Here is a 12992-nt window from a genome sequence, read left to right as displayed (position 1 = left end):
CTGCGCTTTACAGATTTTAATATGTAAACACTTAGGATTTGCGGGTATTCATTTATCTGCTTGTCATAAGCCAGAAGAGCAAATGCTGCTTGAAAGTTACATCGAGCAATACAGACATCTTAACCTTAAGGCCTTAGAAGAGCTTTGGAATTCACTTTGGCAAGTCACGACAGGCAAAGAGTTTACCCCAGAAATTGCTCGTTTTTCACGTCAGCCAACATCTAAACAAATCATTAAATATCGCCAACTGCATGTGATGCATGAGGCCCTGTTCGGATCTAAAATTGCCAAAGGCGTTGGGCGGTTTATTTTTAAAGCGCCTTTTTGGGAAAATTCTGTGGTTGCTAAAGCATTACTCAAAACAGAAGTATTGAGTAAACATAGCCTAGTCGGCTGTGAAAGCTGTGGTCAGTGCCGTTTAGGTGACACTTTATATATTTGCCCTGAAACATGTCCAAAAGGCTTAGCCAATGGTCCTTGCGGTGGAACAACTTTAGACCGCTGTGAATTTGGTGACCGTGAATGTATTCATTCTGTCAAAGCAAGACTAGCCAAAGCGGTTAAACAAAGCGAAATATTAAAAGAGAAACTGATTCCAACAGTGCCTCTTGAAACGAGAGGAACCAGTTCTTGGAAAAACTGGTATTTAGCGACTGAAGCATAAGTTGTATAACTTCCTTGATTTGATTTTGTTAAAAAATCAATTTATATGCTAAAGCAGGGTAATAATTTAAAAATAACAATCGTTTGCCTTAATTATGTCCAATCAAAGTGATTACCTAGGAGTATACTTAAAGCAAATCTTTTGCGTTAAAAGAAAGGCTGTCTCAATGAAAAAGTTGGTTGCTGTACTTACTGTAATTGTTGTTTTAACTGGATGTGTCTACGACCCTGTTAATTACAACAAAATACACGACCAAGAGTTCCAAGATCACCTCAGGCAAAACGGTTAGTAATAAAAAAGCCCACTCAATGAGTGGGTTTCATTTGGAATAACTTTAGAAGAAATTTTTAAGGATTTAAATCAATAAACAAAACCTCCTAAATCACTATTTTTGAAGGTTTGTTCACCTTTTAATAGTAGGTTTAAACTTATTTGTAAGATTGTTTTATCTAAAAATAATAAGCTATTTTACTTATTGTAATAGCTTATTTATTAAATAATCGTTACTTATAAGATTTATACCTTCTGTCAGTTTTAACGTTGTTAATTTAAAGAAATATAATATTTATAACTTATATATCTTATTCGTATAACTATAACAATTTAGATTGTTAAACAATTTTTAAATTACATATTATTTTAATTAATAATACTTAAATATTACATAATTAAACTTATATTTAATAATACTGCAATAAAAGGCTATTTAATAATTTTGAAAAATTATATTTTCTAAGTGGTAATTCATTTATAAAACAATTACTTGTGTTTGATTTTTTAAAGTAAATTTATATCTAAAATTTAGACAAATTCGAATTACATAATTTTTAAACATAGTTTATATAATATGATTAATTGACATAAATAGAAGAAATATATGTCAAAGAGGTCAATGATATTTAATTCACATAAGAACCATAATTTGCACCAAATTTTACGCTGTCACGATTCATTGAATAAAACCAAGTGAAAAGTTACGTAAAAAAGAAACCAATAATTTTATTGGCTTAAATAAAAAATCGAATATTACAAATAAGCGGAATGATTATGGATAACGTAGCTCAGCTAGAAACTGATACTAATTTCCAAAGCCGAAAGAAAATAACTTGGGGTGTTTTTAGTGTCCTGCTGTTATTTTTAGTTGCTGGCATCTTATATTATTTTTTTGTATACCGATTCTATCAATCTACTGATAATGCTTATGTACAAGCCGATGTCACTTGGGTAATGCCAAAGATTTCAGGCGAAGTGATGGAGTTATTAATTAACGATAATCAGGTGGTAAAAAAAGGGGAAACTTTAGCGGTATTAGACCATCGTGACTACCAAGCTCGATATGACCAAGCCCGTTCTGTGGTCAGCCTAAAAGAAGCTGCACTGGGTGTACAACAACAAAATGAAAAGTCTGCACGGTCGTCAATTATTGAAGCAAATAGTGGTGTAGTGGCAGCGCAAGCAGACCTAGCGCGTTTGAAAAAAGAGTTCGAGCGTTATCAAGATCTATTAAAAGATGGCGTAATTACCCGACAAAATTTTGAAGGGATTCAGTCTCAATATTTAACGGCTCAGGCACAGCTCAGCAAAGCGCAAGCCGCCGTAAATGCAGCAGAAGCTCAGTTGGGGAGTTTACAAGCGAGTCGAGCGCAGCTTTTAGCAGATATTCAAAGTGCCCATGCAAATTTAAACCTGTATCAAGTCGATTTGGCTTCATCAAAAGTGGTTAGTCCTGTAAGCGGTAAAATCGGTAGTCTGGCAATTCAAAAAGGCTCACGTGTTTCTCCACAAACCCGTTTAATGGCGATCATTCCTGAAAATAGTTTGTATGTACAGGCGAACTTCAAAGAAACTCAAATTGAAAAAATGCATATTGGTCAGAAAGTTAAATTAAAACTTGATGCTTATCCAAGCCTCAACTTTACTGGAAAAATTGAGAGCTTTTCTCCCGCTTCAGGTGCGACTTTCTCACTTATGCCACCAGACAATGCCACAGGCAACTTTAACAAGGTTGTACAGCGTATTCCTGTACGTATCGCTATAGATTCAAGCCCACATATTGATTTGATAAAACCTGGAATGTCGGTGAGCGCCACCGTTGACCTAAGAACTTAATAATAAAATTTTAGGTAATCATAAATGAATAAGCATGTTGAAGCCGAGTGGAGGTTTCCCGCAAAAACTGCATGGGCAATTTTTGCTGCCATGATTTTTGGCAATTTCATGGCGATTCTTGATATTCAGATCGTGGCAAGTTCTCTAAACGAAGTTCAAGCTGGTATGAGTGCAAGCCGTTATGAAGTCACTTGGGTACAAACGGTTTATTTAATTGCCGAGATTATTGCGATTCCAATGTCGAGTATTGTCTCGCGGGTGCTTTCGACACGCGTCTATTACACCATCTGTGCAATAGGTTTTACGGCTAGTTCTTTACTTTGTGCTTTGTCATGGAACTTGGAAAGTTTATTAATATTCCGTGGCATACAAGGGTTTATGGGCGGCGGTATGATTCCGACTTCCATGACCGCATTGTACTTACTTTTTCCAGAAGCAAAACGCTCTTTGCCTTTGGTCATGTTTGGCATGATCAGTACTTTAGGTCCAGCCATTGGCCCAACCATTGGCGGATGGCTTACCAATAACTTTTCGTGGCATTGGATGTTCCTGATCAATATTATTCCGGGCATTATCATTGCTACGGTCATCTACTCAGGTCCAAATATCGACCGTGCCAACTATTCACTCATCAAAAGTATGGACTGGTTTAGCCTCGTTGGTATGGCGATGTTTTTGGGTGGGCTTGAATATTTCCTTGATGAAGGTGCACGGCATGACTGGCTTGCTGATACAGGCGTTCGGGTTGCTTTTATGGTCTGTGTTGTAGGTGGCATGATTTTCTTCTCTCGAAGTTTTACTCAGCCTAAACCTTTGCTCGATTTGTCTGTATTTAAAAATAAAAACTTTACCTTAAGTGCCATTACAACGTTTGTGATTGGTATGGCGCTGTATGGCTTGGGTTACATGATTCCCGTGTTTCTTGGGCAAGTCCGTGAAATGAACAGTAGCCAAATTGGCCACGTCATGATGGTGACAGGTATTGTCATGTTCTGCTTTGCGCCGTTTCTTGCGTGGCTCATTCCCAATTTTGATACGCGCAAAACTGTATTTGTCGGAATGATTCTGGCGGGCTTTGGTGTCTGGCTCAATTCACATTTGAGCATTCATAGTGATTATGACTTTATGTTTTGGCCGCAAATTTACCGTGGTATTGGCCTCATGATTTGCCTGATTGTGGTCTCGCATTTGGCTATGAGTACATTACCGCTCAGTAAAGTTGCCGATGCCAGCGGTATTTATAACCTGATGCGTAATATTGGCGGCGCGGTTGGACTGGCTCTTATTAACTCATCCTTAGATTGGCTGACCGCCATGCATGTCACCCAGATTAATCAGTCCATGACACCGCAAAACTGGATATTTACAGAACGGCTCGATCAGCTCACGGCGCAATATCAGGAAGTCGGTGCAAATGCCCAGCAAATCGCACTGAGTGTGATCTATCGCGATATTCACTTTCAAGCACTGACATCGAGTTTCAATGACTTATTACGCATGCTCGCAATCATCATGTTTGTGACCGCCTTTTTAACCATATTTATGGATCGGGGGAAGAAAATGAATATGTAGTGATTTAGAAATAAAAGGCAGCTTTCAAAGAATGAAAACAATAGGGCATATCAAAACATATCCCTTTATAGAAAAAGAACATTGATATGAGTTTCGAATATCGCTGTACGAGATAGGGGAACTCACAGATCTGGATGTGGGAGATTAAAGTATTATGATTAATACAACATATAAACTGATTTCAAAATTGAACCTGAAAAACGCAACTTATGGGCAATATTTTGAAAAAGAGCAAATCGATACTGAACGATTAAAAGTGATGTATTCCATTTACGAGCAGTATTATGAAAATACCAGATTTTCTATTTTCGTAGATGATTTTAAAAATAAAAGCGGTGCGATCTTAATTTTTGACTCAGAAACAGATGAGATTGTCGGTTTCTCGACGGTAGTTGTGCAGCATTTCTACTTAAACGGTAAAGACTACACTGTGCTCTTTAGTGGTGATACGGTCATTTTGAAAAAGTTTTGGGGCACGCGTACATTGCAAAGTACCATGCTCAAACTCATGATCAAGCTTCGAATTAAATATCCTTTTAACGAACTTTATTGGCTTCTCATTTCTAAAGGCTATAAGACTTATCTCTTACTTGCCAATAACTACTATGTGTATTACCCAAATATCAAAGATGAAAACCAACATCTTTCGGAAGTGGTTGAACATTACTGTGAAAAATTCTTTGGCGAATACTATGACAAAGAAGCTGGCTTACTCAACTTTGGTGATGACTATCAACCATTAAAAGGTGAAGTCGCACCGATTACTGCCGAAATGAGAGAAAAGAACCCAAATATTCATTTCTTTGAACAGAAAAATCCAACTTGGAGAGCCGGTACAGAACTGCCATGTATTGGTCGGCTCGGCTGGAAAGATATTGCCCGTTTCCCTGTAAAACTGATGACTAAACCGACAAGCAAAGGAAAATTTGAAGCGCAGTTAAGCCATAAAACAAAACGTAGAGAGGCTATCCAATGAAATCTAATCAATGGTTGACTCTCGGCTCACATCTTATTTTAAAAAAATGGTGTGATGCATCTGACCGTAATTTCCAAAAACAGTTTAATGCCTTAGAGACTACACAACGTCAAATTTTGTATTCGATTTTACAGACCTCTACTTTGGCCAAAGATAAACAGATTCAAAACTATGAGCAGTTTGTAAAATCATTTCCTGCAACTCGCTATAGCGCTTGGCGAGAAGACATTCAGCGTTACCGTGAACAAAAGCTTTCACTCTCTAGCAGTAAACTGGTTCGTTTCCAGCCGACCAGTGGTTCGAGTGAACAAATCAAGTTTATTCCATATACCAAGCTGTTTTTAGATGAACTTGACCATGCAATTGCACCGTGGATGGCAAGTTTATACCGCAAATGCCCACAGTTGAGTTCGGGTACACATTATTGGTCGGTGTCATGGTTACCTGAAAGTCAGCGTGAAGTTTTAAAAGACAAAAACCTAAATGATGACAGTGCGCTACTGGGTGTAGGTAAACGCATACTGTCTAAGTTTACCCAAGCTGTTCCAAGTAACGTTGCCTTTGCGGCCAATGCTGACGATGCACTATTTGCCACCATTTGTTATTTGGTCGCAAACCGTAACTTAGCCATGATTTCGGTGTGGAGTCCAACGTTTGCGCTGCAATTACTTGAGCGTTTAGAGGTATTGCAAAAAGACGTGGTTGAGGTTTTGCAAAGTGGTAAATGGGGCAGTCGTCAGGTTTCATTAAAAGAAGTCACTGCACCGCATAGCCCTGAAAGCGCACAAGCCCTAATTGCAAGTTCAAACGGCGCACAGATCGACTTTAAAAAACTTTGGCCAAAGTTAAGTTTAGTGTCGAGTTGGGATACTGCAGGTTCAAAAGCTTGGGCAGAAAAATTAAAAGAGAAATTACCTAGTGTTCAGTTTGAAGGAAAAGGCCTATGGGCGACGGAAGGTGTAGTCACCATTCCCTATAACGACCAATACCCATTGGCTTACCAAAGTCACTTCTATGAATTTGAATATTTAGAAGGTGAGAAACAAGGTCAAATCGTTCCTTCATGGCAACTTAAACAAGGTGACGTGGTCAGCCCGCTGATTACTTCGGGTAATGGCTTACTGCGTTACTGTCTAGATGACTGCTTAAAAGTGACTGGCTTTTTAGAACAAATTCCGTGTTTTGAGTTCCAAGGCCGCCGTTTTGGTGTAGATCTGGTTGGTGAGAAACTCGCACCTGAAACCGCTCAACAGTTGTTGTCTCAGTTAAACGAAACGGAATCGAAAGCGATTTCCTTATTGGCGATTGATACCCAACAACAAGTTAAACCATTTTATTGCGTGCTTTTTGAAGGTGAAATTCATCACAGCATTAACAATGAATATATCGACAGTATCTTACGTCAAAACTTCCACTATGAACTTGCACGAAACTTGGGGCAGCTCGATCAGCCTCAAATTCGCCAAGCCAATAATGGTTGGAATGCGTACAAGAAACTAGTCATGTTTGATGGCATTATCGAAGGCAATATCAAACCTGAGCCACTCAAAAAAGTCACCCTGAATAGTTTGGAACAACTATGAAAGGGATGAAGCCATTTAATACTCGGTTTTTAACACTTCGACACGCCTTATATCTAGGCGTGTTGGTTGTGTCGAATACACATGCCATGACTTTAGATGAGGCTTTGTCGGCTAGTTTAAGGCATGAAAGCCAGCTTGAAGTGAGCCGTTTAAGTGTGAACCAGTCCACCGCTATGCTTGAACAGGCCAAGCAACGTGATGGACTCAAAGTCAATTTAGTTGGGCAACTTGACTATGAAAGAATAAATACGCCTTCACACGTCTTGTTTCCAACCGAAGGAAACCGTAAAGGCCGAAGTTTGCAATTGCAGGCCGATTATCCGATTTATACCTCTGGGCGACACCGTTTAGGAATAGACATTGCCGAAAATCAGCTTTCTGCCCAACACCAAGGCTTATCAGATCAAAGATCGGAAACGATTTTAAATACCGTGATGGTCTATACCGACGTATTAAAAAAGAAAGCCATTTTAGAACTCAGACAAAAGACTATGGCAAATCTGCAACGGTCTTTATATGAGTCAAAGCGCCGTTTTGATGTCGGTATGATTACCCGTGCAGATTTGGCTCAGGTGTTGGCACAAGTCGCGCAAGGTCAAGCCGATATTACACAGGCGCGATCTAACTTGACCGTAAGTGAAGCACAGTTTTATCAAGTGACAGGTACAACACCTGACAACCTTGTTCCAATCAATCAATTACCTACTATTCCCGCTAACCTAGATGAAATATTGGCTCAAACCAAGAATCATCCGGCGTTAATGCGGGCTAAATATGAAAAGCAAGCCGCCGAGAAACAATACGCTTTAACCAAACGCGAACTTTGGCCAACCGTGATGCTCACTAGCCGTGCCGGAAAGCAAGATGAAGCAAGCTATATTGGTTCTGAAAGTAATAACTATATGGTTGGGGTGCAGCTCAATGTACCGCTTTATGACGATGGTTTAAATCGGGCCAATGTTAAAAAAGCACAGGCTGATATCGATTTGGCTGCGCAAAAAATTCGAAGTCTTGAGCTGGACTTGAATAAGCGTACCCGTACCACCTATGCGCAGCTTCAAACCATTCGACAAAATAAAGACGCATTGGCAAATGCCATAGAAGCTGCATCTATTGCTTTTGTCTATACCCGTAAAGAGTTCGATGTGGGCACCAAAACCACCTTTGATTTGCTTAATACCGAGCAGAAACTACTTGATGCGCAAACCCAGAAAACCGTAAATGACCAAGACGAAGTGGTGTTTGTTTATCAGCTACTCGACCAAATGGGACGTTTAAACAATTTGGTTCCTATGCAGACCGCACAACAGGTGAATAATGAATAAAACAAATACACCATTTGCTAACACTCTCATTACCCGTGAAGCGACTTTGGCAGATGACGAGGCTTTACGAGAGTTAATTGCCGTACCGATGATCACCAAAGGCATACAAATCAGCTTTCAGCGTGAACCAAGTTATTTTAAGGCGTCCGACATCGTCTATCGGCATAAACTGCATGTCGTGATTGAAGATACCGAGAGTCAAAAGAAAGTTGCCTGTTATAGCAATGGTTACCGTCCGTGTTATATCAATCGGAACATTCAAAACTTACGCTACGCTGGAGATTTACGGGTAGATCATAGCTATCGGGGTAAATCATTGGTGAAGGTCTTAGGCAAGCATGTAAAACAGACTATGCATGAACCGAACTTTAGCCAAATGATTATTTTTGATGATAACCACGCGGCGCGTACTGCCATCCAAACAGGCAAAACGGGAATGCCCGATTATTATGATGAAGGGCTTATCGAAACATTAAGCCTGACTGACTTAGGCGCAAAAAGAAAAATCACGGCTTTTCTAAAGCAGAATTCTCAGCAGAGTCATCTTCAAGAGATTCGTACTTGTACAGCGAAAGCAGAACATGTGCCAGCCATGAACCAGTTTATTGCCGACATGGCAGAGTTTTATAACTTTATTCCTGCCTATAACTTTGAAGAACTTGCCCAAGGTCATCAGTATTTTTCAGGAATAAAACTCTCCGACTTTTCACTTTATTTTAAGGGTGAAAAGCTGGTAGGCATGTTTGGTTTATGGGATCAGCATAGTATTAAACAAACCAAAATTTTAAATTACAGCTCGGCCATAGCTGTGCTTAGACCCGTCTATAACTTATTGACGCCAATGACTAAAGGCATGTGTTTGCCTAAGCTGGGTGATTCAATTCAGTACCATGTGCTACATACGCTTATGTGCCATCCCGAAGATTTGGCTTTACACCATAAAATGCTCGAAGATGCCTATAACAAGTCAAAACAGCAGGGCGTTGGTGTGGTGAGTTTTACGCTTTCACATAAAGACCCGCGATATCAGTTAAACCAGTTTTATAAAGGTGAACGTTTAACGGGTATGCATGGTTTTATTAGCTTTGAAGGTGACCCACGGCCAAATTTTGATAAAAAGCTGATTCCATACTTAGAGGTTGGACGTATTTAACTTAAAGCTTGAAGTAATTTTAATGAAGCCCACGAAAGTGGGTTTTTGTTATATTTATGCTTAGTCACTAAACATACATATACCGCCACTACCATACAAACCGAAATTTAATAACATGGTAGTTAAGTGATGAAAAAAAGTTTATTGGGCGGCCTTATTCTGTCTTTGTGTACGACTCCAGCTTTTGCATTAAATATTTTATTGGTTAACGATGACGGCCTAACCAGCAATATCAAAGCACTCTATGATGAATTAAAAGCAAATGGTCATAACGTGGTTGTGTCTGTACCGTGTTCACCACAAAGTGGTCGCGGTGGCGCGATTGTGATGTACAGCTCAACAACGATTACTGCGGATAATGATAAGCAAATTGCGGCTGAAAATGGTTGTCACAATGGCGCAGCACCAATTGGCGCACCTGCCGCTGGAACTTTTACCAAAGCGGGTTATACCAATGGTGACTGGAACTACACGCATGGCACACCAGTGATGGCAACAGTTTATGGACTGGATGTAGTTGCACCAAAACGTTGGGGTAAAGCACCAGACCTAGTTTTATCTGGCCCGAATGAAGGTCAAAATGTCGGCAAAGTCGTTGTACACTCTGGCACCATTGGCAATGTACAGTTTTCCGCAGGTCGTGGCATTCCGTCTATTGCATTAAGCGCAGATACCAACACGGTAGATGACAAAACTTTAAACAACCCTAACTCTGCAATTGTGGCAAAGCAAACTGTAGTGTTATTAAAAGAATTACAAGCTAAGGCAGGCAAGGGCCAATTGTTGCCAAAAGGCATTACCCTAAATGTCAATTTCCCTAAAAATTTAACAACCAGCACGCCGTTTGCTTTTTCAAAAATTGGGACTTATGACTTATATAAATTGAAGTTCCAAGTGACCAAAGATAGTAAAGGCAACAACCAATTTGGCTTAGGAATCGATGCGGCACCATCGGCCCCAACTGCCACTCAAATGTCGGATGAAAGCGCTGTAATGCAAAGTAAGATTGCTGTGACTGCAATGCAAGTTGCTTATGACCAACGACCAGCAGGTCAAGAATGGCTTAAAATCCGTTTAAAAAACTTATTTAACAAGTAAGGAGAAAGACCATGAAACGTTGTTTATTGGTTTTACTCCTTGGGCTTGGATTGGCGGCTTGTAATGACAATGATCATGATGACCAAGTCTCGACTGAAAAACCTGCACTAGCGCCGAGCTTAGACGTCGGAACTTATATTATTAGTACTGAAACTGATCAAGAATTACCTATGGCGGGTAAATACTATTCTGGTGCAGATGGTTCTAAATTATTAGTTTTAGATGATGACGAAAACCGTGCCAAAATTGTGATGAGCTACGATGCCAAAAATAAAACTTGGCAAAGCAACCAGTCTAATCAGGCGATGACAGTCGAATTAGCACATTATGAAAAAATTGCTGATCAAAAACTTTTGCTTAATCAATTGGTTGGCACCTACGATTTATCGTTTCCAGATGGAACGACGGTAAATGCCGAGGTGAATGCACAAGGTAAAATTGTCTCGAAAGACCCAAATTGTGTGTTTACGGGTGTTATTACTGAAAGTGCATTAGCCAATACAGCAAAATATCAACTGACTGATAATCAGTGTGATGCGCTAAAAAATAACTCGAAAGGTTATGTTGTGGTAGATGAAGACCTAGAACCTATGAGTTTTAGACTTGTATCTGACACGGTTGCATCAAAAGACATTTGGGCATTTGCACAATCTTAAAAATAAAAAGACAACGGATTCATTCTGTTGTCTTTCATTCCAATCTATCTTGCGCCGTTGAAACAATTAACATGGTTTGAAGGTAATAATCGACACGTGATTGATTACTTTCTATATGTGAGTTGTGCGCATTAAAGGCTGCATCATGAAGTTTCACGACTCGAGCGATCGGATTTGAACTACAACGAATTAAATATTCTTCGCGTGTTTCAGTTTCTCGTTTAGTTAATGCATCAACCGCATCACGAACTTCTTTTCCAAATAAGCTTTCGATTTTGGCTAGGGTAAGAGGGGTGTCTTCAACACTATCGTGGAGAAGGGCTGTAATAATATAGACTTCTGAAAATTGGTGCTCAATTAATGAGTTGACCACACCTTTAATATGGTAATCAAAGTAATCATGAGAACCATACTTTTGACCTTGATGAGATTCTTTTGACAATTTCTCTGCTAATTCAACTTTATTTTGAGTCATTTTTTGCTCTTATTACTTTGAGTATATAACGCAGCCTAATTGGTGAGATGGGCCGCTTAAATAATAATTTTATACTGAATACTTAAGTTAGGCATAAGAGTAATTGCTCATTTTTATTATTCATTCTTGTTTAATAAGAACAGAACCCGACCTTAAATTTTTGTAACTTTAAAATTTAACTTAATGATATAAAAGCAGACTGTAAATATTACTTAAGAATATCCTTAATTATGTAATTAAATGAAAAATAATAAGTATTTAAATATTTACTAGCCAATTTCACATTGACACTTCAAATATTGGAGATTACCATTTGCGGGCTGGCCTACATCGCCAGACGGTTTTAGCAGACCGTATACGACCGCATCAGAATTCATTCCTTCTGAGGGATAGTTCTATGTGTACCTCTCGTCTCTTTCCCGTAGCGGTAGGACGGGAGAGGGACACCTGCGGGTGTGCTGGTTGTCGTACCAGTCTGCTAACCCTTTCTCGTTCTGCCACCATAAATCTTATGCTCTGGCAGAACTCCATAAATAAGGAGTTGGCTTTGCGCATCCATCATTTCTTGGCACCCATTGCCAAAAGCTATAACAACACAGCTTAAAACATTTAACGCAGCTTGATTGCCGTAAGGCTATTTCAGGCTTTAGCTCGTTATTACTTAAAACTTCGAACAACTAAAACTTGAGATGTGCTGGGCACAGTCTTTAGGGCTTTGCTATGCCTTTTTTTCTCCCAAAAAAGTCAGCAGTTTTTATATCTCATTTATATACAACAAAAATTTAATTTATAACGGTAAAAATATGCCAAATTTAACTCTCCCAACACGTGCATTAAAAGTTGTAAATACATCAATTGAGTTATTTCACCGCCGCGGTTTTCATATTGTGGGCGTCGACAGACTTGTAAAAGAATCCGAAATTACCAAAGCAACTTTTTATAACTACTTTCACTCTAAAGAACGGTTAATTGAAATCTGCCTAATGGTGCAAAAAGAACAGCTGCAAGAAAAAGTGGTTGCTATGGTCGAATACGACCACCACACAAACGCAATCGATAAACTCAAAAAACTTTATGTTCTACATACCGATGTAGACGGACTGTACTACCTGTTATTTAAAGCCATTTTTGAAATCAAAAATACCTACCCAAAAGCATATACAACCACCGTGAGATATAGAACATGGCTAATCAATGAAATCTATAGTCAACTTAGAGTACTTAAACCCGATGCTTCTTTTACCGATGCCAAATTATTTTTATATATGATCGAAGGCGCCGTCATTCAGTGTTTAAGTTCCGATGAAGTTGATGAAAGGGTGGTTGAGGTGTTTTTGAGGGGGATGGGGTGAAGAAAAGCACCGTACCCTTAATTAGAGTT

At 39.2% G+C, this 12992-nt stretch carries 12 protein-coding genes; 11 read left to right on the top strand and 1 reads right to left on the bottom strand.

The window, feature by feature from the left end; genetic code table 11:
* The 10 genes from R5R67_RS13450 to R5R67_RS13405 form a co-directional block, all read left to right on the top strand.
* On the top strand, positions 1 to 664 hold a 664-nt coding region (locus R5R67_RS13450; RefSeq protein ID WP_318754898.1), incomplete at its 5' end, for a methylenetetrahydrofolate reductase C-terminal domain-containing protein.
* Between the two features lie 166 nt (positions 665 to 830).
* Positions 831 to 953: a hypothetical protein gene (locus tag R5R67_RS13445; RefSeq protein ID WP_000737387.1), complete on the top strand. Its 123-nt coding sequence runs from the start codon at positions 831 to 833 to the stop codon at positions 951 to 953.
* 758 nt (positions 954 to 1711) lie between these two features.
* Positions 1712 to 2773: an HlyD family secretion protein gene (locus R5R67_RS13440; RefSeq protein WP_000370775.1), complete on the top strand. Its 1062-nt coding sequence runs from the start codon at positions 1712 to 1714 to the stop codon at positions 2771 to 2773.
* A gap of 24 nt (positions 2774 to 2797) precedes the next feature.
* Entirely contained in the window at positions 2798 to 4345 is a 1548-nt protein-coding gene (locus R5R67_RS13435; protein WP_001032979.1) for a DHA2 family efflux MFS transporter permease subunit, read from the top strand.
* A 187-nt stretch (positions 4346 to 4532) separates the two neighbouring features.
* The gene (locus tag R5R67_RS13430; RefSeq protein ID WP_075874782.1) at positions 4533 to 5321 is read left to right on the top strand and encodes a hypothetical protein; all 789 of its coding nucleotides are present in this window, start codon (positions 4533 to 4535) and stop codon (positions 5319 to 5321) included.
* Positions 5318 to 6904 carry a GH3 auxin-responsive promoter family protein gene (locus R5R67_RS13425; RefSeq protein WP_000841517.1) on the top strand — a complete coding sequence of 529 codons (1587 nt, stop codon included), beginning with the start codon at positions 5318 to 5320 and terminating at the stop codon, positions 6902 to 6904. Before R5R67_RS13430 ends, R5R67_RS13425 begins: the two co-directional genes overlap by 4 nt.
* Positions 6901 to 8229, top strand: coding sequence for a TolC family protein (locus tag R5R67_RS13420; protein WP_000677762.1), 1329 nt, complete (start codon positions 6901 to 6903; stop codon positions 8227 to 8229). The genes R5R67_RS13425 and R5R67_RS13420 overlap by 4 nt, the downstream gene beginning before the upstream one ends.
* Entirely contained in the window at positions 8222 to 9382 is a 1161-nt protein-coding gene (locus R5R67_RS13415; protein ID WP_001044487.1) for a hypothetical protein, read from the top strand. Before R5R67_RS13420 ends, R5R67_RS13415 begins: the two co-directional genes overlap by 8 nt.
* Positions 9383 to 9508: 126 nt before the next feature.
* Positions 9509 to 10480, top strand: a complete 972-nt coding sequence (gene surE / locus R5R67_RS13410) for a 5'/3'-nucleotidase SurE (RefSeq protein WP_085943447.1) — start codon at positions 9509 to 9511, stop codon at positions 10478 to 10480.
* A gap of 11 nt (positions 10481 to 10491) precedes the next feature.
* Positions 10492 to 11136: a hypothetical protein gene (locus R5R67_RS13405; RefSeq protein ID WP_000817302.1), complete on the top strand. Its 645-nt coding sequence runs from the start codon at positions 10492 to 10494 to the stop codon at positions 11134 to 11136.
* Positions 11137 to 11170: 34 nt separating this feature from the next.
* On the opposite strand, the gene R5R67_RS13400 is transcribed toward R5R67_RS13405, so the two are convergent.
* The gene (locus R5R67_RS13400; protein WP_000193130.1) at positions 11171 to 11611 is read right to left on the bottom strand and encodes an HD domain-containing protein; all 441 of its coding nucleotides are present in this window, start codon (positions 11609 to 11611) and stop codon (positions 11171 to 11173) included.
* A gap of 803 nt (positions 11612 to 12414) precedes the next feature.
* On the opposite strand from R5R67_RS13400, the gene R5R67_RS13395 reads away from it, so the two are divergent.
* Positions 12415 to 12963 carry a TetR/AcrR family transcriptional regulator gene (locus tag R5R67_RS13395; protein WP_025466899.1) on the top strand — a complete coding sequence of 183 codons (549 nt, stop codon included), beginning with the start codon at positions 12415 to 12417 and terminating at the stop codon, positions 12961 to 12963.
* The last annotated feature ends 29 nt before the right edge of the window (positions 12964 to 12992 follow it).

The organism is Acinetobacter sp. OYA S30 (genome assembly GCF_033599315.1).
Taxonomy (GTDB): domain Bacteria; phylum Pseudomonadota; class Gammaproteobacteria; order Pseudomonadales; family Moraxellaceae; genus Acinetobacter; species Acinetobacter baumannii.
Note: the sequence above shows the minus strand (reverse complement) of the source record. Positions and strands in the feature narration are given on the sequence as shown.

Coding starts and splice junctions, on each gene's coding strand:
- R5R67_RS13445 (WP_000737387.1), top strand. CDS start 831: ATGAAAAAGTTGGTTGCTGTACTTACTGTAATTGTTGTTTTAACTGGA.
- R5R67_RS13440 (WP_000370775.1), top strand. CDS start 1,712: ATGGATAACGTAGCTCAGCTAGAAACTGATACTAATTTCCAAAGCCGA.
- R5R67_RS13435 (WP_001032979.1), top strand. CDS start 2,798: ATGAATAAGCATGTTGAAGCCGAGTGGAGGTTTCCCGCAAAAACTGCA.
- R5R67_RS13425 (WP_000841517.1), top strand. CDS start 5,318: ATGAAATCTAATCAATGGTTGACTCTCGGCTCACATCTTATTTTAAAA.
- R5R67_RS13420 (WP_000677762.1), top strand. CDS start 6,901: ATGAAAGGGATGAAGCCATTTAATACTCGGTTTTTAACACTTCGACAC.
- R5R67_RS13415 (WP_001044487.1), top strand. CDS start 8,222: ATGAATAAAACAAATACACCATTTGCTAACACTCTCATTACCCGTGAA.
- R5R67_RS13405 (WP_000817302.1), top strand. CDS start 10,492: ATGAAACGTTGTTTATTGGTTTTACTCCTTGGGCTTGGATTGGCGGCT.
- R5R67_RS13400 (WP_000193130.1), bottom strand. CDS start 11,611: ATGACTCAAAATAAAGTTGAATTAGCAGAGAAATTGTCAAAAGAATCT.
- R5R67_RS13395 (WP_025466899.1), top strand. CDS start 12,415: ATGCCAAATTTAACTCTCCCAACACGTGCATTAAAAGTTGTAAATACA.